Origin of the sequence: Stenotrophomonas sp. SMYL20, from assembly GCF_036320045.1 — a bacterium.
GTDB lineage: Bacteria > Pseudomonadota > Gammaproteobacteria > Xanthomonadales > Xanthomonadaceae > Stenotrophomonas > Stenotrophomonas maltophilia_A.
Genome location: NZ_JAWIRT010000016.1, coordinates 89,563 through 113,479, shown reverse-complemented (window position 1 = coordinate 113,479; position 23,917 = coordinate 89,563). Strand labels below are relative to the sequence as shown.

Sequence of the window (23,917 nt, the reverse complement as noted above, 5' to 3'; positions counted from 1 at the left end):
GCGGGGATCAATGATCCCCGCCGTTTTTGTGTGTGCGTTTGGCGCTGGCTTCGCTTTGGTAGAAGCCAACCTTGGTTGGCGCCGTTGATTGAGCGAACGCGGACACGTCCGTGCCAACCAAGGTTGGCACCCACCAGGGCACACCCCGCGCACGGTCACTGCATTGGTGGAGGCCAACCAGCGCACAACCCGCGCACGGTCACTGCTTTGGTAGAGGCCAACCTTGGTTGGCGCCGTTGATTCAGTGCACGCGGACACGTTCGTGCCAACCAAGGTTGGCACCTGCCGGAGCCTGCTCCGTCAGGGCTTCGGTGCGAACTGCAGGCGGGTCCACACGCCGTAGTGGTCCGAGGCCCAGCGTCCGCTGTCATCGGGCTGGTCGAACAGCAGCTTCGCCTCGCGCGCGACCATCTCGTCCTGCTGGAAGAAGATGTGGTCGATCCGCGAAGGCGCCTGGTAATAGTGGCGGTTGAGCGTACTGACCCCGGACAGGTCGGTATTGACGTGCACGCTACCGTAGCTGTCGCCGTAGTGGCTGCGCAGCTCGCTCAGGTCGCCAGCATCCACCAGCGCATTGAAGTCGCCCGCGATCACCACCGGCGCACCGGCCGACGTCGTTGTGATGAAGCGCAGCAGGTCCTCGACCTGGGTGCGACGGATGCGCTGCCCACTCTCATCGCTGCGCTCGTTCAGATGCGTGGCGTAGACGTTCACCGGCGTGCCGTCGACGTCGATGCGCAGGTGAGCCACGGTGCGGTAGTCGTCCAACGGCAGCAGCAGATGATCACCACGGGCGAGGATCGGCCGCCGGGTCAGCAACGCATTGCCGTAGCGCTTCGGTGCGTCCATCGGATCGGTGGATACGAACACGTACTTGTAGCCGAGTTGGCTGGCCAGCCATTGCGCCTGGTTTCGCACGTTGCGGCGCTGGATCACCTCCTGCAGGGCAACCGCATCCGGCTGCAGGCGCTTGAGCTCGGCCAGGATGGTGCGGCGCCGGCTCGGCCAGTCTTCGCGGTCATGATGCAGGTTGAAGGTGACCATGCTCATGCCCGCTGCGCTGGCAACGTCGGGCGCCGCGTTCGCGGCAGCCGGCTCGGCCGCCATCACCGCGCCCGGCACTGCCAATGCAATTGCCAGCCCCAGGGCACGCACCGACGTGCGCACCCTTGCCCCCTGTTGCTTCATCGTTACTGCCCCTTGCGTTCGGCGCGGCGCACTGCGCTCGGTACGTCGATCTCAACCCGCGCCGGCAGCTGGTGCACGTGCAGTTCCTTGTTGACCCACTCGGCTGCTTCGCCGTTGATACTCGCCTCGCCCGGTTCACCGGCGTATGGCCACGGCAACACCACGCCTCCCACCGGTGGCACCAGGCCCGGCTGCACCTCCAGCACCAGCTGTTTGTCGCTGCGCTGCAGGCGGTAGTTGAGCTGGCCCTGCGGCGTACGCAGGCCTTGCACGGCGATGCCCTCGCCCTGCAGCCACGCGGTCGGTACGCCGGCGGCCAGCACCAGTGACTCGTCCATGTCGCGGTTGTAGGCGAACATGTCCAAGGCCGAGCGCACGAAGTCCGAGGCCACCCAGGCATGCGGCAGGTCACCGACGAAGAACGGCCTGCGCGGCGTGCGCGAAACCACTTCGGCCCACTGGTTCCAGGCCTGCGGTGCGCGGTCCTTGAAGAAGAACTCGGTGGCCTGCCAAGCGCGATCGCGCCAGCCCAGGCGCACGAACGCGGCCACGTTGCGCCACTCGTACGGGGTGTAGTCCTTCCACTCGCGCTTGCCGTCGCGACGGGCAACGAACTCGTTCCAGTAGCGTTCGAAGGTCGCCTCCAGCGCCGGCTGCGGCAACCTGCCCTGTTCGCCGCCCGGGGCCAGTGCGATGGTCGTCGACGTCGCGTCGAAGTCACCCAGCTCGGCCGAGCCCGGCAGGTAGTCGATGTTGTGCTGCTGCATCGCGGACAGCAGCGAGGCCTGCAGATCATCCCGGAACTGGTCGCGCGACTCGGCGATCTGCATCGCCTCGACCTTGCCCAGCTGGGTCGCCAGCAGGGCCGCGTCCTTGTAGCCGCGCAGTGCCCAGAAGTTGTCCCAGTACGAGTGCATCGGCTTGGCCGAATAGCCTTCGTGGCTGATCGAGGCCGGCATCATGCCGTAGAAGGCCGGGTTGCGTGCCCGGTTCTCCTCGGTGCGCTCGCTGGCGCGCAGCTGCTCCATGTAGCCGTAGGCGCCCTGCACATGCGGCCACATCAGCTCGGTGAAAGTGCTGTCGCCGGTGTAGCGCCCGTACTCGGCGATGCTGTAGATCAACTCGCCATGGCTGTCGTTCTCCGGCACCGGGTCGCTGCCGCGGGCATCGACGCAGCACGGCACCTTGCCGTTCTCGAACTGATACGGCGCATACCAGTTGATGTAGTCGCGCACCGCATCACTGCGGCCCATGCGCAACAGGCCCTCGGAAATCATCGCGCCATCGCGGATCCAGCTGCGCGCATACGAACGCGTGCCCGGCTGCAGGCGTGGGCCGACGCGCGAGATCAGCATGTGCGCGACCGCGGTGCGCAGGGTATCCACCAGCGCCTGGCCCGCAGCCGGCACCTGCAGCGAGACCACGCCCAGCTTCTTGCGCCACTGCTCGGCCACCTGCGCCTGCGCCTTGGCCACGTCCAGCGCCTGCGGTGCCCAGCCACCGGTCTGTGGCAGCACCACCGCTACTTCACGGCTCTGGCCAGGCTCCAGCTTGATCGTGTACATCAGCGCACCCGACGCCATGCCGGTACTGTCCTTCACCGCTGTGGTCGCCGGGTACGTGCCGCTTTCCAGATGCATCGCATCAAGCTTGCCGTCGAACGTACTGGCAAAGCGCGCGTCCGGCACCTGCAGCGGGTAGATGCGCGGCTCACCGTTGACCCGCACCAGCTGCTCACCCACGTCCAATGCATCGATGCGGCTGAAACCACCGACGGTGTTGAGGAACTGGGTGGGCGGGTTGACCTGCCACGGGCGGATCGCCAGCGCCAGGGTGTACTCGTGCGCGACCTTGTCCGGATTGCTCAGACGGTAGCGGCCGATCAGCTGCGCGCGCTCCGGCGTACCCTGCACGAAGCTGGTCACTGCCAGGCCGACCTTCTCATGGACCCAGTCGACGTTGGCGATCGGCAGGTAGTGATCCTGCAGCGACTGGGTGATGGCCACCTTCGACCAGTCCAGCAGCTTGCCATCGAGGCGGATGAACGGCTCGATGCTGAAGCTGCCTTTGGCCGGCTCCAGTGCGCCATCCTCGCTGATCAATGCCTGTTCCTGGCCACCATCAAGGCCGAGCAGGGTCCAGTACGGCTGCTCGCCCACATAGGCACGAGGCAGCGAGCCCCGTGGCAGGTCGGCGGCGACCGAGGACAGGAATGCGTTCGGGGTGGAAGCAAAGGCCAGCGGCTTGAGCGCGATGTCGCGGATGCCGTAGCGCCAGTTCGGGCCGTCCTGCAGATCGAAGCGCACGTAGCGCGCATCGATGTCCGGCAGCGCCAGCCAGTCGCGGCCACCGGCACCACTGGTGACTTCGCGCACGGTGCGCCAGTCGCGGCCATCCTCGGAGGTGCGCACGGTGTAGCGGCGGGCTTCCAGGTTCGGCAGCCAGTCGATCACCGCACCACCGATCTCGCGGCTCTTGTGCAGGTCCAGGCTGATGGTCTGCTGCTTGACGCCACCGCTGATCCAGAACGTATCGCTCTTGCCGTCGATCATGCGGTCCTGCAGCGCGGTGGCGGTATCGGCGATCACCGACGGCACCAGCGCCGAGTCATCCTGGACTGGCAGGCCCTGCAGGGTCAGCTTGTCGAAGCACACTGTGCCGCGGCCGCCGACCTTGCTGTAGATCGTGAACTCGACCGCAGCGCTGCGTGCCATCTCTTTCTCGGGCGACGGCCCCCACGCCTTGTCGATCTGGCGACGGCGATACTCGACCGGCGTCCACGCCTTGGGGAAACTGTAGCCGGGACGATTGACCCACCAGACGTTGTCGCCGCTGGCATCGATCAGCTTGAACTGCAGGTCGTTGCCCGGTGAATCACCGCGCAGCTGGAAACCGAAACGGTAATTGACCGGGTATTCGATGTTCAGCGCGCGGCGGATGCCGACGTAACCGGAGACATCGTGGAAGTCATAGTCCAGGCACAGCGCGCGGCCACCACCGGCGCCGCTGACCGGTCGCAGCGATCCGCTGACCTGGTCGGACAGCACCAGCTTCCAGGCTGCGATGTCGTCGAAGTCGTCCAGCACCTTCGGTGCCGGCAGCGCCGGTGGTGCGGCGATCGCCAGGGAGGTCCACAACAGGCCCAGTCCAACGGCGATCGCTCGCTTCATCCTTTGACGCTCCCCAGCAACAGACCTTGGATGTAGTACCGCTGCAGCACCAGGAACAGCGCCAGCACCGGAACCACGGTGACCACCGCGCCGGCCATCATCATTTCCACGTCCATGATGTGCTCGCGCGAGAGGGTGGCCAGCGCCACCGGCAAAGTGTAGTGCTCCTGGTCGGTCAACACGATCAACGGCCACATGAAATCGTTCCATGCGCCCATGAAGGTGAAGATCGCCAGGGTCACCAGCACCGGCTTGAGCATCGGCAGCACGATCTGGAAGAAGATCCGCAGCTCCCCTGCCCCGTCGATGCGGGCCGCTTCCAGCAGTTCGTCCGGAATGGAACGCGCGTACTGGCGCACCAGGAAGATGCCGAACACGCTGGCCAGCGCCGGCACGATCACGCCGCCGAAACTGTTGACCAGACCGAGCTGCTTCATCAGCAGGAACAGCGGCAGCATCGCCACCTGGGCCGGAATCACCAGCGCCGCCATCAGCACCTGGAACAGGCGCTCGCGGCCGACGAAGTTCAGCTTGGCGAAGGCATAGCCGGCCATAGTGTTGAGCAGCAGCGAACCCAGGGTGATGCCGACCGACACCAGCAGGCTGTTGGCGAAATTGCCGCCCATGCCGGTGCGCGCGAACAACTCATGGTAGTTGCGCGTGGTGATGCTGGACGGCAGCAGCGGCGGCGGGAAATGGGTCGCCTCGCCCTGTGGCATGAACGAAACCGAGAGCATCCACAGCAGCGGTGCCAGGCTGACCAGGGCCAGCACCAGCAACGCACCATTGATCAACCACGGGTACCAGCGCGACTGGCCGATTTCACGACTCATACCAACTGCCTCTTGCGGCCGAAACGCAGCATCACGGTGGTCACCGCCAGGATGATCAGGAACAGCAGGAACGCCACCGCGGAGGCGCGTCCCAGGTTCCACCACTTGAAGCCTTCCTCGAACATGAAATACAGCACGCTGACGGTGCTCTGCAGTGGGTCGCCGCGGGTCATCACATACGGTTCGGCGAACAGCTGGAAGTAGCCGGACACGGTGATCACACCGACCACCAGCAGCACCGGGCCGAGCATCGGCAGGGTGATGTGCAGGAACTGCTTCCAGCGCGAGGCACCGTCGATGCGGGCGGCCTCGTACAGGTCATGCGGGATGGCCTGCAGGCCGGCCAGGAAGATCACCATGTTGTAGCCAAAGTTCTTCCACACTGCGAACAGCATGATGGTCGGCATCGCCCAGTTGGGATCACCCAGCCAGTCGATCGGGCTGATGCCCAGGTGGCCCAGGCCGTAGTTCACCAGGCCGTAGCTGGTATGGAACAGGTAGCGCCAGATCACCGCCACCGCCACCAGTGTGGTCACCACCGGCGCGAACAGCGCGGTGCGGAACAGCGCCTTGAAACGCGCGGCAGGTGCATTCAACAGCATGGCTGCGCCCAGCGACACACCGATCGACAAGGGCACGCCGATCAACACGAAGTAGGTGGTGTTCCACAGCGACTTCCAGAACATCGGCGTCTGCAGCAGATCGATGTAGTTGCCGAGGCCGACGAAGCGCAGGTTGCTGCTGTCGGCCAAGGCATACAGGTCGAAATCGGTCACGCTCAGCGCCAGCGCCGAGGCGACCGGCAGGCCGAAGAACATGCCCAGCACGATCAGCGAGGGACCGGCGAAAATCCAGCCGGCAAGCGAGGTACGTTTCATTGCGCGCTCCCGGCGGCCACGGCACTGCTCGATTGCGGCGACGGCACGCGCTGCTGCAGGCGTTGTTGTTCATGCATCCAGCGGCGCTTGGCCAGCACCTTGTCCACGCGCTGGTCCAGTTCTTCCACGGCCTTGTCCTGCGGCAGCCCGCCGCGCACCACCTTCTCGGTGACGATGCGCATTTCCTGCACGATGCGCTCCCATTCAAGCACCTTCGGCGTCGGCTTGACCCGCTCCAGCTGGTCACGGAACGCAGCGGCCAGCGGATCGTTGGCCAGCGACGGCGCGTTCCAGGTACTGCGGCGCGGCGGCAGGTCGCCGATGATCGAATGGAAGCGCGCCTGGATTTCGGGTCGCGACAGGAACTCGATCAGCTTCCAGGAGGCCTCCTTCTGCTGCGACTTGCGGAAGATCACCAGGCTGGTGCCACCGGCGATGCCCGCGCCCGGGCCGTCCGGACCCGGCAGCGCGGCGGTGCCCCACTGCCCTTCCAGCTCCTTCGGCTGCAGCTTCTTGAACTCGCGGATGTTCCAGGGGCCGGAAATGTAGAACACGTTGAAGCCACGGAAGAACTCGTCCCAGACGTTGGAGATCTGCGTCTCGGACATCTTCGGCGCCCAGCCCTGCTCGAACATGTTGGCGTAGAAGCCCAGCGTGCGACGGAAGCCGGGGCTGGAGAAATTGCCACGGGTGTCGTCGTCGCGCAGCAGCGGATCCGGCTGCTGCAGGGCCAGCGACAGTTGCTGCTCGAACTCGTTGATCGGCATCAGCACCGCATAGCGGTTCGGGCCCTGCATGCGCTTGATCGCCGCCATCTGCTCGTTCCACTCCTGCCAGGTGCGCGGCGGGTGGTCATAGCCGGCCTTGGCCAGCAGGTCCTTGCGGTAGTAGATCAGGCGGGTATCGACATACCACGGCACGCCTACCAGTTCGCCGTGGATCACATTGGTATCCCAGATGCCCTGGAAATAGTCCTTCGGGTCGACCACGGACGAACGCTGCACGAACGGCTGCAGCGGCGTCAGCGCGTCCAGTTCGGCGAACTCCGGCACCCAGGTGTTGCCCAGCTGGCACACGTCCGGCAGGCCGTCCGCGGCGAACGCGGTCAGCAGCTTCTCGTGCGCGGCGGTCCACGGAATGTTCTGCACATCCACCTTGATGCCCGGATTCTCGGCCTCGAATTCATGGATCAGCTCGCTGACCACCTCCGCCTCGCGTCCCATCGCCCAGAAGCGCACGGTGGTGGTGCCCGGTTCGGTTCGGGCGCAGCCGGCCACGGCCAATACGGCCAGGGCAGGCAGCGCCCAGCGGCGCAGGCGGTCGATCCAGTTCGGCATCGGGTTACTTGCCCTGGCCTGTATTGCGGTTGGCATTGTTCTTCTGTTCCTGCGCGGCAGCCGCGCGTGATTCGGCGATACCCACCGCGCGTGCCGCCGCGGCCTTTTCGTCTTTCTGCAGTTCCAGCGGCTGGAACGAACCTTCCGGTGCCAGCCAGCCACCGCTGAACCCGGCCCGTTCCAGGCCCTTGCGGATGTACGGGTTCTTCTTCATCACTTCCCAGACGAAGTCATCGCGGTAGTTGGCGATCATGGTCAGGATCGGGCCCTGGTCGATGGCGATGTAATCGCTGGCGACCCAGCCGCGATCCGGCACCAGGCGGCCGGTCTTGATCGGGATGTCGTAGTTGAAGCTGGGGTTGAACGAATCCAGGAAACCGTAGCTGGAATAGATGTAGTCGCCGTAGCGCTTGTGCATTTCCAGCGTGGCCGGGATCACCTGCTCGGGCGCGAACACCACCGAGGCGATCGCGGCGGTCGGGGCGATGGTGCCGTCATCGAAGTTCTCGCGCAGGCCGGCGCCGCGCGAGGAGTAGTGGCGGAACTGGCGCTGCTCGCCGCGGTACTCCTGGGTGGTGTTCTGCGGGCCGTCGCTGGCGGTCAGGCCCCATACGTTCTCGCCATAGTCCTTCCACTGCATCGGGTTGGCGATGGCGTACTCGCGCTGGGCCAGCGCAGCCGAGCGGCTGTTGAGGAAGTAGGTGCTGCCGCGCTCGCGCATGTACGCGTCCTGGATATCGCGGAAGTCGATCCAGACATGGCTGTACTGGTGGCCGAACAGCGGGCCGAACGACAGGTATTCCTGGCCCTGGTAGACGCCCCAGTCGTTGTCGTAGGTGCGCGTCCACACCGTCCACGCATCCGGGCTGACCGGGTGCGTCGGCGAACCCAGGGCGAGGATGTAGACCATCATCGCCTCGTTGTAGCCCATCCAGTCGTGGTCGATGAAGCCGCTCTCCGGGAACCAGCCCATCGAGATCAGCGGCGCACGCTGCTGCAGCCACGGCCAGTCGACCTTCTTGTACAACGTGTCGGCGATCTGGCGGATCTCCTTCTCGCGCGGATCGTCACCGTCGTAGTACGACTGCGCGAACAGCACGCCCATCATCAGCAGCGCGGTATCCACCGAGGACAGTTCAACCCAGCTGTCGTAGCGACGCCCTTCCTGCATGTCCAGGAAGTGGTAGTAGAAACCCTTGTAGCCGGCCTTGCCGGTGCGCTGCGGGCCCATCGGCACGTCGCGGAAGAACTTCAGCGTGGTCAGGGTGCGGTCGATCGCCTGGTTGCGGCTGACCCAGCCGTTCTCGATGCCGATCGGATAGGCGGTCAGCGCGAAGCCGACCGAGGCGATGCTGGCGAACGGCCGCGACGGATAGCGGTCCGGGGTCAGGCCGTTGATCTCGTTGGTGGTATCCCAGAAGAACTGGAAGGTACGGCGCTCGATGTCATCGAACAGCGGTGGCAGCACCGGCTTCATCGGCCGCGGCGGCGCGTCGGCCTCGATCAGGATCACCGGCGGCCGCGGCTTGGCAGGCTCCTGCTGGGCCGGCTGGCAGGCAGCAACGGCCAGGCTCAACGCCGCGGCGGACAACAGATGGCGTGCCTGCATGGCGCGATTTCTCCGGTGGTCTGATCGATGGGAAAGCATACCGTCCAATGATCTGAAATCGTTTACAAGATGCGTTCTGAAAAAACCACGAAAAACGTGGTTTGACACCGCGATCATTGCCCATGCCGCTGCCGCCTGGCCGGCAGCGGCATGGGCAATGGACCGGCACGGGGCCGGCCATTGCCTTTTTTCTTCCTGCCGATGCCGCCGGCGGAGCGGCGGCATCGGGGTATTGCTTCAGGCGGATCCGCTTAGAAGCGGAAGCCCACTTCGGCTTTGACCTGGCGCGGCGTACCGATGATGTCGCCGGTCTCGTTGTAGCTGACCAGCAGTTTGCCATCGCTCTTCACGTAGTTCAGGTTCGAGAAGTTGTCGAAGTTGAGCACGTTGATGATGTCGATCCGAGCATACAGCTCGGTATCGCCGGCCAGCTTGAAGGTCTTGGTCGCCTGCAGGTCGAGCGAGCGGTAGCCGAAGATCTTGCCGCCGAGCAGGAAGTGGCCATTGCCCGACGGCGTGCCGGCAGCCGGGGTCGGCAAGCAGTTCGAATTGCCGGCCTGCGCGATGCAGGACCAATCGTTTCCTGGGGTCGGTGTGGCCAGGGTCAGCTTGCCACCAAAAGTGATGCCCCAGAAACCGTCATACGAGCCGGTAACCACCAGGCGATGACGCGGCGCGCCGTTGGACTTGATGGTCGGGTATTCACCGATGGTGCCGCGATCGAACGAATAGTGCTCGTTGATGTTGCGGTTATGACGCGCATTGGTCCAGGTATAGGCGATCGAGGTGCCCCAGCCGCTTTCCTTGCTGTACGGCTTCTGCGCCGACAGCAGGATCTGGGTGGAGCGGGTCTTGATGCCCTGCTGGCCGATGATCAGGCTGCCGAAGCCGGGGACATTGCAGTCCCAAGGCTGGCCGTAGGTCGGCCCCGACTTACACAGCGTCTGCATATCGAAGAAGTTGCCATTGGGGAAACGATTCCCCAGCGTGAATGCAAAGCCATCATAGGTCAGCGTGCGAGCAATCGTGGCGTCTGTCAGCCACTCGCCGAACTGGTTGCTCATGCCCAAGCTGAACTGATCCGCGTAAGGCACCTTCATGTTGTTGTTCAGCAGATCGATTTCCATGCCCTGGTTGCTGGTTGCACCCAGCAGAGCCTGCACGTTCTCAATGCCATTGAGCAGGTTCGGGTTCCAGTCAAAGCACGGAGTCCTCCCGTAAATGCAGGCGCCGGTTGCCGGGTCGCGGAAATTGATGGTCGGCTGCGGCAGTGCCAACTTGGTGGTTTCCAATGCGAGGTTGTCGAACAGGTCACGATCGTAGGAACGGCCGGCGCCACCGTGGAACACGTGCTGCTCATCGGCGTTGACGTCATAAGAGAAGCCCAGGCGCGGCTGCCAAGCGTTCTTGAAGTTCTTGCGGTTGTGACCGGTGCTGATGTAATCGTTGACGTTCAAGCCACTGAGCGCCAGCGTCTGCGCGTAGGTCTGCCCCGGAGGCGCGAAGTTGTCCTGCGAGAACAACGCGTTGACCACTTCCGGCGGCGTAACAAAATCAGTATAGATCGGGTTTTTCTCGTAATCCCAGCGCAGGCCGATGTTCAACTGCAGATGATCATTGACCTGCCAATCATCCTGGATAAACAGGCCGATCTGCTTGACCTTGGCGCGCACTTCCGACGCCACGCCAGTGACTCCGGTGCTGGCCTTGGTGAACTGCGCCTTGTAAGGCGTGGTCGACGGGAACGCCGGGTTGTCGATGGTGTAGAAGAACTGCGGATTGATCTGCGCCGCGTCGGAGGCGTACAGGTCGATCTGCTTGTACTTTGCACCCATCTTGATGGTGTGATCGCCCGCCCACTGCAGACCGTCCAGGGTCAGGTTATCTTCAATCGACCAGCCTTTCTGACCCTTCACCTGTGAGGCAAATGCATCGGCCGCGCCAACCTGCACCAGTGTCTTTTCGAGGGGTTGGTTGCGGTCAGCATCGCCGAAATCCGGCGCGGTGTAGACGATGCCGTTGCCGTAGGTCAGCGGCAACGGATTGTTGAAGGCCTCCTCGTGGGTCACCATCAACTCGTTGTAGAAACGCTCACCGCTGTGGTTCCAGCGCAGCGCATAACGGCGGTCGGTGTTGTCCACCACCTTGCCATGCACCTTGGCGGTCTGACCGCTGAACTGCTGCTGGGTTTCGTCACGGTCCTGGAACGTCAGCTCGATACGATCGTTATCGGTCGGCTCGAAGTCGATCTTGGCGAAGATCAGGTCCTGCTGGAACGGCTGGCTGGCCGGGCCAAGACCCGCGAGACCATCGGCGGGCAGATTGGCGGCCGCCGAACTCACCGCACCATCCGGCGCGATGGTCACCGGCAGGTCGAAGCGCTTGGCTTCATAGGTGACGAAGAAGTGGGCCTTGTCCTTGATGATCGGGCCACCCAGCGCGAAGCCGTATTCCTTCTCTGCCGATTCTTCCTTGCTCTTGCCCGGCTGGCGTTCGGCCGGGGTCATCGCACGCATGCTGTCGTTGGTGTAACGGTAGAAGGTCTCGCCCTTGAACTCGTTGGTACCCGACTTGGTTGCAGCGGTGATCGCGGCGCTGGACACCTGGCCGTACTCGGCCTTGTAGTTGCCGCTGATAACCTTGTATTCACCGATGGCCAGCTGCGGGAACGGGTTGCCCGCGCTGCCGGACTGGCCGGAAATGCCGCCGCCCTTCACGTAGCTCTTCTGGCCCACACCATCGATGTAGACGTTGGTGCCGTCGGAGTTGGTGGCACCGCCACGCAGCGAGGTGTTGCCCTTGGCATCGCGGGTGAAGATCATTCCTGGCACCGCGTCGGCGAATTCCAGGAAGTTGCGCGAGACCTGCGGCGTGGTCTGGATCTGCTGCAGGCTGACGGTCTTGCCGACTTCGGACGTGCGCACTTCCTGCAGCAGGGTCGGTGCGACAACGTTGACGGTGTCCAGGTTGGTGGCCGCGGTCGAACCCGGGGTGCTGCTGGCGGCACCGGCGAAGTTCAGGGTAGCAGTCGAGGCCACGGTGACAGTGACCTTCTGCGACTGGCCGTTGGCGACCACGTTGTAGGTGCCCGGATCCAGGCCCATCAGTGAATAGCTGCCATCGGCGCGGATAGTGCCGCGGCGGACGGTGCCGGTGGCTACGTTGGTGGCGGTGACTTCGGTGCCTGCCTGGGCGCCGGAAACCTGGCCGCGCAGGCTGGCATTGGCCGACTGCGCCATGACGTTCGGAGCAGCGGCCAGCATCAGGCAGCTGACCAGTGCGGTGCTCAGCAGCCGGCGTGCCGGCGTGCGGAAGGTGGTGTGCATCATCAACTCAATCTCCGGGTGGCGGTGACCGCTCGCGCGGTCCCTGCGATCAATCAAAAAAGAAGGAACGCCTCTGGCTTCAATGGCCCGATGGCGGAGTGGTGGAATCGCGAACTATCAAGCGGGGAACCAGGGTCTGCTTGTCCCCTGTCCCGTCCGTGGAGGTGCCGTCCATCAACTGCAACAGGCGCGTCATGGCCCGGTCGCCGAGCTCGGCGATGCTGACCTGCATGGTGGTCAGCGACGGGTGGACGAAACGCGCCAGTGGAATGTCATCGAAACCCGCCAGGGCGACATCGGTCGGAACACGGACACCGGCCTGCGTGAATGCATACAGGCATCCCAGGGCCATCATGTCGTTGGCGGCGAACACGGCATCAGGCAGCGCTCCGGCTGCCAGCAACTCCTGACCGGCGCGATGGCCGGAAGCTTCGTCGAAATCACCGGGCAGCTCGATGCCCTCGGCGCCACCGCCAAAAGCCGCCAGCGCGTCACGGAAGCCGCGCAGGCGCTCGCGCGCGTCGAAGTTGAGATCCGGGCCAGAAATGAAAGCGATGCGACGGTGGCCGGCGTCAAGCAGATGGCGGGTCATCGCCATCGCACCGGCATGATCGTCGATGCTCAGCACCGGGTGGTCCTGCCCGGGCAGATAGGTGTTGATCAACACCGTCGGCAACGACTGCGGCAGGTTGTCGGTCAGGAAGCCCGGGCTCTCGGCATAGGGCGAGAGCACCAGCAGGCCGTCGACGCGGCCGCGCATGGCGCGCAGGGCCGCGCCCTGCTGCTCCTGGTCACCGTGGTAGCTGGACACCAGCAGGTGCTGGCGACGGCTACGGGCGACATTGTCGATGCCACGCATCAGTTCGGAGAAGAATTCGCCGTACAGGTCAGGCAGTACCACGCCCACCGTATTGGTGCGGCGGCTGCTCAGGCTGCGGGCGGCGGCGTGCGGGGTGTAACGCAGCCGTGCGGCCACCTCCAGCACAAGCTGGCGGACCGGTTCGGCGACATTTTCATGCCCGTTGAGCGCGCGGGAAACCGTGGCCACGGAGACCCGGGCTTCGCGAGCGACGTCTTTGATTGTGATAGCTGCCTTGTTCACGAAGCCGCCCTCCACGGCTTGGACCTACCAGCATTGGCGCGGAATGTAAGCGTTTCCATCTGGGCTTGTAAACAGTCCGTTAGGCGAATGTCCCGAAATGGACATGGAAATCTGTCTGCAGCGAGCCCCCGCAGGGACCCGCCAGGACAGCGTGGGACAAGGGCTCAGCCCTGTTCTGACGGGGTCTGCGCGCGGATGGACAACGCGTGGATATCGGTCTCCATCATCGTCCCCAGCGCGGCGTACACCGCGCGATGCCGGGCCAGCGGGCCCAGTCCGGCGAAGCGTTCACTGACCACATGTACGTTGAAATGGCCGCGGCCATCGCGCGCACCGGCATGGCCGGCGTGGCGATGGCTGTCGTCCTCGATCTCGAGCACGCTTGGCGCCAGCGCATGCTGCAGCGCATCACGCATTCGCGAGATCCGTTCCGCGTTCACGGCAACACCTTCCGGAACGGTCGCACCTGCACGCGGGTGTAGACGCCGGCGGCCACGTACGGGTCGGCGTCGGCCCAGGCCTGGGCCTGCAGCAGCGACTCGAACTGCGCGATCACCACCGAGCCGCTGAAACCGGCCGGACCGGGGTCTTCACTGTCCACCGCCGGGCAGGGGCCGGCCAGCAGCAGGCGTCCCTCGTCGCGCAGCGCGTGCAACCGCGCCAGGTGTTCCGGCCGCGCCTGCAGCCGCTGCGCCAGCACATCCTGGCCGTCATACCCTTCGATCACATACCACACCGGCATTTCCTCGCTTGCGTTGTCGGGTCCGCAGATTCTAGCCAATGCGGCCCCTGCCCCGGCCCGGCTGGACACTGGCGCAACAAAGGCTTACCCTAGACTCCATTGCACGTGGCTGGATGCAGCAGCCCGTCGGTTTTTGCGGCCAACGCAGCCCCCGACGACCGTCCCGCTGCTTCAAACCGGACCACCTGGCCGGGCCACGTAGACGACCTCCCCGTAGTTCCGTCGCTGCCGTTTCCTGCGGCGCGTCCTGCTGTTTGATATGTGTGGAATCGCGCCGATCCCGGCGTGTCTGGTGCCCTGGGGCTCCGTGGCGTTGGCCCGGCGAACCCGGTGCCGCGACTGGTCCGTTGCAATCCTGATGTCCATTAGATGACTTCCGAACTCGCGCTCGACGCGAACCCGCCAACCCGGCCGCCCGCCCCCCAGCAGCAGGAAATGCCGCTGGCCGTGGTGCATGGGCAACCGGTCCTGCAGATTCCGCAGGACCTGTACATTCCGCCGGACGCGCTGGAAGTCATCCTGGATGCCTTCGAAGGCCCGCTGGACCTGCTGCTGTACCTGATCCGCCGCCAGAACCTGGATGTCCTGGACATTCCCGTCGCCGAGATCACCCGGCAGTATGTGGAATACATCACCGTGATGCGCGAGCTGCGCTTCGAGCTGGCCGCCGAGTACCTGGTGATGGCCGCGATCCTGGCCGAGGTGAAGTCGCGCATGCTGCTGCCGCGCCCGGTCAGCGAGGAAGGCGATGAAGCCGACCCGCGCGCCGAGCTGGTGCGCCGGCTGCAGGAGTACGAACGCTTCAAGCAGGCCGCCGAGGACATCGACGCCCTGCCCCGCCAGGACCGCGACACCAGCCTGGCCCATGCCTTCATGCCCGAACGCGCTACGGTGAAACTGCCGCCGCCGGTGGATCTGAAGGAGATGCTGCTGGCGCTGCACGACGTGCTCAAGCGCGCCGAGCTGTTCAGCGGCCATGCCATCAAGCGTGAGGCACTGAGCGTGCGGCAACGCATGGGCGAAGTGCTGGGACGCCTGGAAGATGGCAAGTTCTATCGTTTTGAAGGCTTGTTCACGGCCGAAGAAGGCAAGCTGGGCGTGCTGGTCACGTTCCTGGCGGTGCTGGAACTGGCCAAGGAACAGCTGCTGGACATCGTCCAGGAAGAACCGCTGGCGCCGATCTACGTGAAATCGCTGGCCGCCGGCAACACCAACGCCCCGCTGCAGTTCAGCAGCGAGTTCGACGACAACGACGCCGCCAATGCAGACGAGTGAGCGCTGACTGCCGATGGATCAATTGCTGATCAACCGCATTGTCGAAGGTGCGCTGCTGGCCTCCAGCCAGCCGCTCACCCTGGCCCAGCTGAAGGACCTGTTCCCGGAAGAGGAACCGGCACCGCCGGGCAGCATCGAACGCGCACTGGAACGCCTGCGCGAAGCCTGCGAAGGCCGCGGCGTGGAACTGGTCGAGGTCGCCTCCGGCTTCCGCTACCAGGTCACCGGCGAAGTGCATGGCTGGATCAGCCGGCTATGGACCGAACGCAAGACCCGTTACACCCGCGCCACCCTGGAAACCCTGGCGCTGATCGCCTACCGGCAGCCGATCACCCGCGGCGAGATCGAGCAGGTGCGCGGCGTGGCGGTCAGCAGCAACATCATCCAGGCGCTGGAAGAACGCGAGTGGATCCGCGTGGTCGGCCACCGCGACGTACCCGGCAAGCCGGCGCTGTTCGGCACCACCAAGGGCTTTCTGGATTATTTCGGCCTGAAGCGATTGGATGAGCTGCCGCCACTGTCGGAACTGAAGGACCTGGGCGAGCTGGAACCCCAGCTGTCCCTGGACCGCGATGCACCGGCAACGGCAAGCGCCGACGGTCCTGACATCTCGGCCGGCGACGAAGGCGCTGCCGCGAACGATGATGCCGGCCTGGCCGGCAGTGACACCCCCGATTCCGCCGACGCAGCCCCTGCGCCGGCTTCCGATGAGCAAGCACCTTCGCCCCTCGATGATGGGCACCCCGATTCCGCGCCGGGCGAGCGCGCGGTGCCAGTGAACGAACGCGAAGACAACGCCGTCGCGATGACGACCGTGGCTGTTGACCAAGCCGATTCCGAACCAGAGGCCGACCTCGAAACCGTCGGCCGGAGCAAAACTGATGAGTGACACCCCTCGCAAGCTGTCGTTGAACAAGCTCTCGCTGAAGCGCGAAGCCACCTCCGAACAGTTCAAGTTGGAAGAACGCCTGCACAAGGTGCTGGCACAGGCCGGCCTTGGCTCGCGCCGCGCGCTGGAACAGCGCATTGCCGAAGGCCTGGTCAAGGTCAACGGTGAAGTCGCGCAGACCGGCATGTCGGTCAAGAGCGGCGACAAGATCGAACTGGATGGCCGTGGCTTCGTCGCCACCGCCCTGGCCGAGCCGTCGCGCGTGCTGGTCTACAACAAGCCGGAAGGCGAAGTGACCACCCGCGATGATCCGGAAGGCCGCCCGACCGTGTTCGAATCGCTGCCGCCGCTGAAGGGCGCGCGCTGGATCGCGATCGGCCGCCTCGACATCAACACCACCGGCCTGCTGCTGGCCACCACCGACGGTGAACTGGCCAACGCCATGATGCACCCGTCGTTCGAGGTCGAACGCGAATACGTGGTGCGCGTGCGTGCACCGGAAGGCGAGGAAAAGGTCTCCGACGCCATCGTCGACCGCCTCACCCGTGGCGTCGCGCTGGAAGACGGTCCGGCCAAGTTCGACGAGATCGAACGCATCGGCGGCACCGACTCGCACGACTGGTTCCGCGTCGTGGTGAAGGAAGGCCGCAACCGCGAAGTGCGTCGCCTGTGGGAGTCGCAGGGCTGCCAGGTCAGCCGCCTGAAGCGCACCCGCTACGGCAAGGTGAGCCTGCCGCGCGAACTGGCCCGCGGCCATTCGGTGGAACTGGGCACCGCCCAGGTGGAAGCCCTGCGTGCGCAGCTGAAGCTGGAAGAAGGCGCACCGTCGGCACTGACCCTGCAGCCGGTGATCGGCCAGCGCCGCGCCGCCAAGACCACCGTGCGCGTGCGCGAAGGTGGCCGCGGCAACGCCTACGTCAACGGTCACAACACCGCTGACGAAGGCCGCGAGCTGCGTCGCTTCGACAACGTCCGCGAAGATCGCGGCCGTGGTCGCGGCGGCAAGGGCGGCGGCTTCAAAGGCGGCCTGACGGTCAGCGGCGAAGCGGCGGCCAAGCAGTCGCAGAAGCCGTTCAAGCAGCGTGCCCAGAAGAACGACCGTTCGCTGCCGGAAGGCAATCCGGCCGCGTTCCGCACCTGGTACGTGCCGGATGGCGTGAGCACCGGCCCGAGCGGACATCGCAATGCCGGTCCGGGCGCACGTGGCCCGGGTGCCCGTGGTCCGGGCGCAGGCGGCCAGGGCCGTCCGTACGGCAAGCCGAAGGGTCCGGGTGCTGGCGCCGGTGGCGGCCAGGGCCGTGGCGGCTTCGGCGGTGAAGGCCGTGGCGGCGCAGGCGGCCAAGGTCGTCCGGCCGGCGCGGGCAACCGCTCGCAGGGCCAGGGCAACAAGCACCCGTACGGCCATCCGGGCAATGCCCCGAGCTTCCCGTCCGACCACGCCACCCCGGGCTTCAACCCGTATGGCAGCCCGAAGCCGGCGCAGGGCGCCCGTCCGGGCGGTCGCGGTCCGGGCGGTGGCAACAACCGTGGCCCGGGCGGTAACCGTGGTCCCGGTGGTCCGGGTGGCAACCGAGGCCCGGGCGGCCCCGGTGGCAACCGCGGTCCGGGCGGCCCGCGCCGCAGCGGCCCGCGCGGCGGCTGATCAGCGATCCGACTGAAATGAAAAACCCCAGCTCCGGCCGGGGTTTTTCTTTAAAAAGGGGACGGAGGGGATTAAGTCGTTTTTGCCACGGCGTGTGTCGAAGGGGCGAAAGCGACTTAATCCCCTCCGTCCCTTTTTGCGTGGCGCTGGAACGCGGCGGGTGTGGTGCCGGTCATGCTGCGGAAGAAGGCGATGAACGGGCTCTCGGCGGAGAAGCCGGTGTCCTGCGCCACATGCGCGACGCGATGGCCGAGCAGCAGCAGCTCCATGGCCCGCATCAGGCGCCATTGCTGGCGCCAGGCCTGGTAGCTCATGCCGGTATCACGCTGCATTAGCCGGCCAACGGTACGCACGCTCAGGTCCGCACGCGCGGCCAATTCGCCCAGTTCGGGCGGCAACTGTTCGGCCAGCGGCAGACAACGTGCGATCCGCGGATCACGCGGCAGAGGCAGGTCCATCGGCGCCACCGGTGCAGCGACGATTTCCAGCACGCACAACGCCAGTTGATGGTGTGCGCGCGGCGACTGCCAGTCATGGTCGAACGGTGCCTGCGCGATCGGCTCCAGCAAGGCCTGCAGCAGCGGACCTACGCCGATGATGGCCGGCTGGCGGGGCAGCTGGGCCGACAGGGTGGCGTCGAAGTACAACGAACGGTAGTCGACCGCCTGGCGCATCTGCGCGCGATGGCGCAGCCCACCCGGAATCCACGCTGCGCGCGCGGGCGGCAGCAGGCTGACGCGATCACCATAGGTCAGGCGCGTACAGCCCTGCCGGGTGTACAGCAGCTGCGCGCGCGCATGCTGGTGCCAACCCGAGTCGTGATCCGCCAATGAGGCCGCGATACCCAGCACCGGAGCGCCCCAGGCATCGGCGTCGAAGTGTGCATCCGGCTGCAACCAGGCCATGTCTTATTTCATGTATTCGATGACAGGATATACAGAGTGCGCCATTGCGGACGCGACCACAATGCGCGGCCCTGTTCCTGGAGCGCCCGCATGTCGCGCCGCCTGTTGCTGCTCACCATTGCACTGCTGATGTTTCCGCAGTTGGCACAGACCCTGTACAGCCCGGCCCTGGCCGATCTGGCCGAACGCTTCGCCCTGCCGCCGAGTGCCGCCAGCCAGGCCATGAGCCTGTACCTGTTCGGCTTCGCTGCAGGCGTGCTGCTGTGGGGGCGTCTGGCCGATCGTATCGGTCGTCGCCCTGCCCTTCTCTGTGGCCTCGGCGTTTTCGCAGCGGGCGCATTGGGCGGGCTGGTGGCTGGCAGCTTCGGCCACGTGCTGCTGGCCCAGGCGTTGGCCGCAGTCGGCGCCGCCGCCGCTTCGGTGGTGACCCAGACCGTGCTGCGCGACCATCTGCAGGGGCCAGCGTTGGCCCAGGCATTCTCCTGGATCGGCATGGCCCTGGCCCTGAGCCCGGCCATCGGTCTTGCACTGGGCACGCTGCTGGTCGCCGCCAATGGCTATCTCGGCGTACAGTCCGGCCTGCTGCTGATAGCTGTCCTGCTGGCAGTCGCATGCCTGGCTGGCCTGCGCGAAAGCCGCCCTGCACATATCCCGCACACGCCCATGCTGCCGCTGCTGCGGGAACTGCTGCACGATCGCTGGATCTGGTCACACGCGTTGCTGGTGATGGCCTTCAACGTGGCGATGTACAGCTGGTATGCACTCGGCCCCTTCCTGTTTGCGCGCCTGCACTGGCCAGCCACCTGGTTCGGCGCCAGCGGCGCGGTGCTGGCATTGGGCTCGGCACTGGGCGCGTGGGGCAATGGCCGCCTGCTGCGTGCAGGCGTTGCCGCAACCACGCGCATCCGCATCGCCGCAGGCCTGGTTCTGACGGGAGGCCTGCTGGCCGCGCTGCTGCATGATCACCCTGCCCTGGTCGCGGCGATGGTGCCGGTGGTGACTGGCTTCGGCCTTGCCATTCCCAATGTGCTCGGCCAGGCCCTGCGCGGCTATCCACACTGTCTCGGCAGCGCAGGCGCGCTGTTCGGCCTGCTTTACTACCTGTTGATCGGCGCGGCAATGGCGTTGGTCGGTGCAGTGCAGCTGCTGGCACCGACCCTCATCGTGTGTGGCCTGCTGCCCTTGTGGCTGCAGCGGGATCGGTCAGTCGACGGCGGAAGGCCTGGCTGCCGATCGTAACGATGAAAGACTCGCTCCTGCTGCCACGCGGGCAGCAGTGGCCCCGAGGTCCCTGCCCCGGGGCCTGGATCAGAGAACAGCGGGTTACTGCACGTTGATCACTTCGTCCATCGGCGCGAGGAAGTTGCCAGGACTGTTGCGCGACGCCGAGATCACATAGGTCCCGGGTGTTGCGATGGTCGCGGTGCAATGGCGGATGGGCGTGGTGTTGCCACCGTCGTAATTGTCATTGGTACGGCACAGGAACTGACCATTGGCATAGACCGAGAAATTACTCGTTCCATCCACCTGGCCGCCGCCTGTGATGTAGATTTCCGACGGCGAGCCAGCCACACGCGGCAGGGTGCCGATCTCGAATCTGGCCGTCACCGGATGCGGCAACAGGCTAGGACACGGCACAACGAGTCCGCTGTCAGACAGGCAGACCTCGGCGTGGGCGATGGCGGGCGTGGCGATGAGGGCCACGAGCAGCACGGACGTTCTGAACTCCATTCCAGCGTCTCCAATGATCCCAGCAGAATCGCTGGGACGTCCCTGTTAGGCATTGCGGGGTTACTGCAGGGTCAAGGAAACGTAAATGCATGAGCGCCCACAGCATCGGATGGCCGCAGGATCCCCTGTGGGCGGCGCGTTTCACGCCTCCACTGCCGTTGGAACCCATCCCTGCCCGATGACTTCATGTCGATGCAGGATGCTCACCGTCGCGCGGCACTTTTCCAGCGCGGATCGACGCTCAAACCGCATGTTAGGAATTGCTGCAAACACGAGGCATTGTGCGCCACGCCCGGAATTCACATCAGGGCGCTGGCTATCGTGCGCGCTCTCCCACACCAGGCAGATGCCCATGATCACCATTACCGCCGAACAGGCCCGCGCCAACGCCGATGCCGCCAAGCGCCCGATCGAACAGTTCTACCGCGACCTCGACAACTCGATCCAGATCGGCTCGGAGAATGGCCGCCGCTATCTCGTGTTCGGCTTCAGCCAGGTGATGGCCAGCGAGCAGCTTGTCGAAGATGTGACCGCACAACTGCTCAAGAATGGTTTCGATGTCGAACGGTTGTTGAGCGATTCCGAACAGCACTACATCCGCATCAGCTGGGGATCTGCCGAGCCGTCGCGCCTCAGCGCCGGCTGAGGGTGAACGCGGTGCCGTCCACGCCCAGGTCCCAGCCCTTGCCGGTACCGGACAGGGCCAGCGAGATGTCGCCCTTGGTCATCACCTGCGCGTTGCTGGACTTCACCGCACCGGCATGCGCGCCGACCGAGGCGTAAGTACCCAGCAGTTCGTTGACGCTGACCGCGCCGGTGAAGCTGCCACGCCCGTTGGTGATCTTCGACTTGCCCACGGTCAGGCCGCCGCCCTTCATCTGGATGCGCACCGGCATGCTGGCGCCGTTGCTGCAGGTGACCGTGCCATTGCCGGAGGCGGTCTTGTAGATCAGCGACCAGCCGGACAGGTTGTAGCGCAGCTGGCAATCGAGGTTGCCGGCGGCGTGCGCGGCCGGGGCCAGCGATGCGGCGGACAGGGCCAGCAGCAGGGCGAAGGACGTGTTCATGGCAGGACTTCCAGTTCGGTCGGACTGGCGGCGAATCTAGCAGCGCGCGCGTGCACGTTGAATGCAGGCGCGCGTGCTGGTGCGGCGGCGTTCAGGCCATCGCTCAGGCCTGCTCGTCCAGGTGGAAGGCATCGGCATCAAGCATCGCCGGAAAGCGCGCACGGTGTGCGGCCAGGGCCTCGGCCGAGATGGTGGTGGTGACCACCTGTTCGCGCTCGCGGATTTCCACCTGTGGCTGGCCGAGGAAGTCGATCACCGCGCTGTCACCGGCGTAATGCAGCTGGTTGCCATCGACGCCGACACGGTTCACCGCGGCAACGAAGCACAGATTCTCGATCGCACGTGCACGCAGCAGTGTCTTCCACGCATAGGCACGTGCCGACGGCCAGTTGGCGACGAATATCTGCAGGTCGAAATCCAGCTGCTGTGGACGTTCAACGTTGTAGCGGTTGCGGCAGAACACCGGGAAACGCAGGTCGTAGCAGACCTGCGGATTGATCCGCCAGCCCTTCCATTCCACGCTCAGGCGCTCGCGACCGGCCGCATAGCGCTCGTGCTCGCCGCCATAGCGGAACAAGTGGCGCTTGTCGTAGTACTGCAGCTCGCCGTCGGGCGTGGCGAACAGCAGGCGGTTGTAGACGCCCTCGCCCTCGCGCAGCTGCACGCTGCCGATGACCGCCGCGTTCAAGGCCTTGGCCTGCTCGCGCACCCAGGCCACGGTCGGGCCGTCCATGCCTTCGGCCTGGGCGATGGCGTCGTTGGAGAAGCCACTGGTGAAGGTCTCCGGCAGGATCACCAGATCGGTGGTGCCGGCCAGCGGTGCCAGCAGCGCGCCGTAGTACTCACGGTTGCCCGCCGGGTCATGCCAGCGGGTGTCGCCCTGGACGAGGGAAATGCGCAGGTCCTGCATGTTCACGCCTCCGCTCAGAGCAGGCGCAGGCGTTCGATCGCCGCGTCCATCGTTGCTTCATTCTTGGCGAAGCACAGGCGCACCAGGCGCTGGCCGGCCGGCGGGTTCTCGTAGAACGGCGACAGCGGAATGGCAGTGACGCCCTTCTCGATGGTCAGCCACTTCACGAACTCATGGTCCGGCAGGTCGCTGATGGCCGAGTAGTCGACCAGCTGGAAGTAACCGCCCGGCACCGGCAGCGCCTTCAGCCGGGTGCTGGCCAGCTGTTCGCGGAAACGGTCGCGCTTGGCCTGGTAGAACGCACCCAGCTCCAGGTGGTGTTCGGGCTCATCGCGGATCATCGCGGCGAAGCCGTACTGCGCCGGGCCGAAGCTGGTGAAGGTGTTGTACTGGTGCACCTTGCGGAACTCGGCGGTCAGCGCCGGCGGGGCGATCGCATAGCCGATCTTCCAGCCAGTGCAGTGGTAGGTCTTGCCGAAACTGGAGATGACGAACGCGCGCTCGCGCAGTTCCGGGTAGCGCAGCGCCGACTCGTGGCGGCGACCGTCATAGATGATGTGTTCGTACACCTCATCGGAGATCAGGTAGATCTGCGTGCCGCGCAGCAGCTCGGCCAGCGCCTGCATGTCCTGCGCCGACAGCATCGCACCGGACGGATTGTGCGGGGTGTTGACGATCAGCATGCGGGTACGCGGGGTGATCGCCGCACGCACGCGGTCCCAGTCGACGGCGAAGGTCTGCGGATCCAGCGACACATGCACGGCCCTGGCGCCGGCCAGATCGATCGCCGGTTCATAGCAGTCATACGCCGGGTCGAGCACGATCACTTCCTCGCCCGCACGCACCACGGCATGGATGGCGTTGAAGATGGCCTCGGTGCCGCCGCTGGTGACGGTGATTTCGCTGTCCGCGTCGACCTGCGCGCCGTAGCAGTCCAGCGCCTTCTGCGCGATGGCCTGGCGCAGCGGCGCCACACCCGTCATCGGCGGGTACTGGTTCAGCCCGGCGGCCATCGCCCTGGCGGTTTCATCGATCAGGCGCTGCGGTGCGGAAAAGTCCGGGAACCCCTGACCGAGGTTGACTGCGCCGTGTTCGGCGGCGAGCTGGGACATCACGGTGAAGATCGTGGTACCGACCTTGGGCAGCTTGGTGGTGGGTTGCATCGGCCTGGGGATATGGGGAGACAGACCCCTGAGTTTACGCAATCCCTGCTTCGGTAGTGCCGGCCGCTGGCCGGCAACCCCAGGCAATCTGCGACGCTGGGTCGCACCTGCCGGCCAGCGGCCGGTACTACCCTGTGAATTCACCGCTAC

General features: G+C 65.4%; 20 protein-coding genes. 5 read left to right on the top strand and 15 right to left on the bottom strand.

Annotated features, from left to right (window positions below; translation table 11 throughout):
- Window positions 1-300: 300 nt before the first annotated feature.
- The 10 genes from V3B48_RS13780 to V3B48_RS13735 form a co-directional block, all read right to left on the bottom strand.
- Entirely contained in the window at window positions 301-1,188 is an 888-nt protein-coding gene (locus V3B48_RS13780; protein WP_329893894.1) for an endonuclease/exonuclease/phosphatase family protein, read from the bottom strand.
- Window positions 1,189-1,190: 2 nt separating this feature from the next.
- Window positions 1,191-4,358 carry a discoidin domain-containing protein gene (locus V3B48_RS13775; RefSeq protein WP_329893893.1) on the bottom strand — a complete coding sequence of 1,056 codons (3,168 nt, stop codon included), beginning with the start codon at window positions 4,356-4,358 and terminating at the stop codon, window positions 1,191-1,193.
- Entirely contained in the window at window positions 4,355-5,191 is an 837-nt protein-coding gene (locus V3B48_RS13770; protein ID WP_006378064.1) for a carbohydrate ABC transporter permease, read from the bottom strand. The genes V3B48_RS13775 and V3B48_RS13770 overlap by 4 nt, the downstream gene beginning before the upstream one ends.
- Window positions 5,188-6,069, bottom strand: coding sequence for a sugar ABC transporter permease (locus tag V3B48_RS13765; RefSeq protein WP_006378065.1), 882 nt, complete (start codon window positions 6,067-6,069; stop codon window positions 5,188-5,190). The genes V3B48_RS13770 and V3B48_RS13765 overlap by 4 nt, the downstream gene beginning before the upstream one ends.
- A complete protein-coding gene (locus V3B48_RS13760; RefSeq protein ID WP_329893892.1) occupies window positions 6,066-7,406 on the bottom strand; it encodes a sugar ABC transporter substrate-binding protein in 1,341 nt (446 codons plus the stop codon). The genes V3B48_RS13765 and V3B48_RS13760 overlap by 4 nt, the downstream gene beginning before the upstream one ends.
- Window positions 7,407-7,410: 4 nt before the next feature.
- Window positions 7,411-9,015, bottom strand: coding sequence for a glucoamylase family protein (locus tag V3B48_RS13755; protein ID WP_032129772.1), 1,605 nt, complete (start codon window positions 9,013-9,015; stop codon window positions 7,411-7,413).
- A gap of 251 nt (window positions 9,016-9,266) precedes the next feature.
- Complete coding sequence (locus V3B48_RS13750) at window positions 9,267-12,344, bottom strand: TonB-dependent receptor (protein ID WP_329893890.1); 3,078 nt, start codon at window positions 12,342-12,344, stop codon at window positions 9,267-9,269.
- Between the two features lie 76 nt (window positions 12,345-12,420).
- Window positions 12,421-13,458: a LacI family DNA-binding transcriptional regulator gene (locus V3B48_RS13745; protein WP_032129774.1), complete on the bottom strand. Its 1,038-nt coding sequence runs from the start codon at window positions 13,456-13,458 to the stop codon at window positions 12,421-12,423.
- 149 nt (window positions 13,459-13,607) lie between these two features.
- Window positions 13,608-13,859: a BolA family protein gene (locus tag V3B48_RS13740; RefSeq protein WP_032129775.1), complete on the bottom strand. Its 252-nt coding sequence runs from the start codon at window positions 13,857-13,859 to the stop codon at window positions 13,608-13,610.
- Window positions 13,860-13,879: 20 nt separating this feature from the next.
- Window positions 13,880-14,179: a YciI family protein gene (locus V3B48_RS13735; protein ID WP_032129789.1), complete on the bottom strand. Its 300-nt coding sequence runs from the start codon at window positions 14,177-14,179 to the stop codon at window positions 13,880-13,882.
- Between the two features lie 375 nt (window positions 14,180-14,554).
- On the opposite strand from V3B48_RS13735, the gene V3B48_RS13730 reads away from it, so the two are divergent.
- Genes V3B48_RS13730 through V3B48_RS13720 form a run of 3 tightly spaced genes read left to right on the top strand, consistent with a single transcriptional unit; the run spans window position 14,555 to window position 17,991 of the window.
- Window positions 14,555-15,460, top strand: coding sequence for a ScpA family protein (locus V3B48_RS13730; protein WP_006456456.1), 906 nt, complete (start codon window positions 14,555-14,557; stop codon window positions 15,458-15,460).
- Between the two features lie 13 nt (window positions 15,461-15,473).
- On the top strand, window positions 15,474-16,349 hold the full coding sequence (gene scpB, locus V3B48_RS13725; RefSeq protein WP_329893889.1) for an SMC-Scp complex subunit ScpB: 876 nt from the start codon (window positions 15,474-15,476) through the stop codon (window positions 16,347-16,349).
- On the top strand, window positions 16,342-17,991 hold the full coding sequence (locus V3B48_RS13720; protein WP_049401107.1) for a pseudouridine synthase: 1,650 nt from the start codon (window positions 16,342-16,344) through the stop codon (window positions 17,989-17,991). Before scpB ends, V3B48_RS13720 begins: the two co-directional genes overlap by 8 nt.
- A gap of 116 nt (window positions 17,992-18,107) precedes the next feature.
- Here the strand turns inward: V3B48_RS13720 and V3B48_RS13715 are convergent, their stop codons facing one another.
- Window positions 18,108-18,896: a helix-turn-helix domain-containing protein gene (locus V3B48_RS13715; protein WP_197615988.1), complete on the bottom strand. Its 789-nt coding sequence runs from the start codon at window positions 18,894-18,896 to the stop codon at window positions 18,108-18,110.
- Between the two features lie 90 nt (window positions 18,897-18,986).
- Here V3B48_RS13715 and V3B48_RS13710 point away from each other — a divergent pair, with 90 nt between their 5' ends.
- The gene (locus tag V3B48_RS13710; protein WP_329893888.1) at window positions 18,987-20,135 is read left to right on the top strand and encodes an MFS transporter; all 1,149 of its coding nucleotides are present in this window, start codon (window positions 18,987-18,989) and stop codon (window positions 20,133-20,135) included.
- An 84-nt stretch (window positions 20,136-20,219) separates the two neighbouring features.
- Here the strand turns inward: V3B48_RS13710 and V3B48_RS13705 are convergent, their stop codons facing one another.
- Window positions 20,220-20,627, bottom strand: a complete 408-nt coding sequence (locus V3B48_RS13705; RefSeq protein ID WP_010486702.1) for a hypothetical protein — start codon at window positions 20,625-20,627, stop codon at window positions 20,220-20,222.
- Window positions 20,628-20,979: 352 nt separating this feature from the next.
- Here V3B48_RS13705 and V3B48_RS13700 point away from each other — a divergent pair, with 352 nt between their 5' ends.
- On the top strand, window positions 20,980-21,273 hold the full coding sequence (locus V3B48_RS13700; RefSeq protein WP_121505078.1) for a hypothetical protein: 294 nt from the start codon (window positions 20,980-20,982) through the stop codon (window positions 21,271-21,273).
- Here the strand turns inward: V3B48_RS13700 and V3B48_RS13695 are convergent.
- The 3 genes from V3B48_RS13695 to V3B48_RS13685 form a co-directional block, all read right to left on the bottom strand.
- The gene (locus V3B48_RS13695) at window positions 21,260-21,694 is read right to left on the bottom strand and encodes a hypothetical protein (protein WP_071229733.1); all 435 of its coding nucleotides are present in this window, start codon (window positions 21,692-21,694) and stop codon (window positions 21,260-21,262) included. The genes V3B48_RS13700 and V3B48_RS13695 overlap by 14 nt on opposite strands.
- Window positions 21,695-21,797: 103 nt before the next feature.
- The gene (locus V3B48_RS13690) at window positions 21,798-22,604 is read right to left on the bottom strand and encodes an amidohydrolase (RefSeq protein WP_125894435.1); all 807 of its coding nucleotides are present in this window, start codon (window positions 22,602-22,604) and stop codon (window positions 21,798-21,800) included.
- A gap of 14 nt (window positions 22,605-22,618) precedes the next feature.
- Window positions 22,619-23,767, bottom strand: a complete 1,149-nt coding sequence (locus V3B48_RS13685) for a pyridoxal phosphate-dependent aminotransferase (RefSeq protein WP_164135957.1) — start codon at window positions 23,765-23,767, stop codon at window positions 22,619-22,621.
- Window positions 23,768-23,917: the final 150 nt, after the last annotated feature.

Coding starts and splice junctions, on each gene's coding strand:
- V3B48_RS13705 (WP_010486702.1), bottom strand. CDS start 20,627: ATGGAGTTCAGAACGTCCGTGCTGCTCGTGGCCCTCATCGCCACGCCC.
- scpB (WP_329893889.1), top strand. CDS start 15,474: ATGGATCAATTGCTGATCAACCGCATTGTCGAAGGTGCGCTGCTGGCC.
- V3B48_RS13775 (WP_329893893.1), bottom strand. CDS start 4,358: ATGAAGCGAGCGATCGCCGTTGGACTGGGCCTGTTGTGGACCTCCCTG.
- V3B48_RS13755 (WP_032129772.1), bottom strand. CDS start 9,015: ATGCAGGCACGCCATCTGTTGTCCGCCGCGGCGTTGAGCCTGGCCGTT.
- V3B48_RS13770 (WP_006378064.1), bottom strand. CDS start 5,191: ATGAGTCGTGAAATCGGCCAGTCGCGCTGGTACCCGTGGTTGATCAAT.
- V3B48_RS13730 (WP_006456456.1), top strand. CDS start 14,555: ATGACTTCCGAACTCGCGCTCGACGCGAACCCGCCAACCCGGCCGCCC.
- V3B48_RS13695 (WP_071229733.1), bottom strand. CDS start 21,694: ATGAACACGTCCTTCGCCCTGCTGCTGGCCCTGTCCGCCGCATCGCTG.
- V3B48_RS13740 (WP_032129775.1), bottom strand. CDS start 13,859: ATGCGTGATGCGCTGCAGCATGCGCTGGCGCCAAGCGTGCTCGAGATC.
- V3B48_RS13750 (WP_329893890.1), bottom strand. CDS start 12,344: ATGATGCACACCACCTTCCGCACGCCGGCACGCCGGCTGCTGAGCACC.
- V3B48_RS13685 (WP_164135957.1), bottom strand. CDS start 23,767: ATGCAACCCACCACCAAGCTGCCCAAGGTCGGTACCACGATCTTCACC.
- V3B48_RS13690 (WP_125894435.1), bottom strand. CDS start 22,604: ATGCAGGACCTGCGCATTTCCCTCGTCCAGGGCGACACCCGCTGGCAT.
- V3B48_RS13760 (WP_329893892.1), bottom strand. CDS start 7,406: ATGCCGAACTGGATCGACCGCCTGCGCCGCTGGGCGCTGCCTGCCCTG.
- V3B48_RS13710 (WP_329893888.1), top strand. CDS start 18,987: ATGTCGCGCCGCCTGTTGCTGCTCACCATTGCACTGCTGATGTTTCCG.
- V3B48_RS13780 (WP_329893894.1), bottom strand. CDS start 1,188: ATGAAGCAACAGGGGGCAAGGGTGCGCACGTCGGTGCGTGCCCTGGGG.
- V3B48_RS13700 (WP_121505078.1), top strand. CDS start 20,980: ATGATCACCATTACCGCCGAACAGGCCCGCGCCAACGCCGATGCCGCC.
- V3B48_RS13765 (WP_006378065.1), bottom strand. CDS start 6,069: ATGAAACGTACCTCGCTTGCCGGCTGGATTTTCGCCGGTCCCTCGCTG.
- V3B48_RS13720 (WP_049401107.1), top strand. CDS start 16,342: ATGAGTGACACCCCTCGCAAGCTGTCGTTGAACAAGCTCTCGCTGAAG.
- V3B48_RS13715 (WP_197615988.1), bottom strand. CDS start 18,896: ATGGCCTGGTTGCAGCCGGATGCACACTTCGACGCCGATGCCTGGGGC.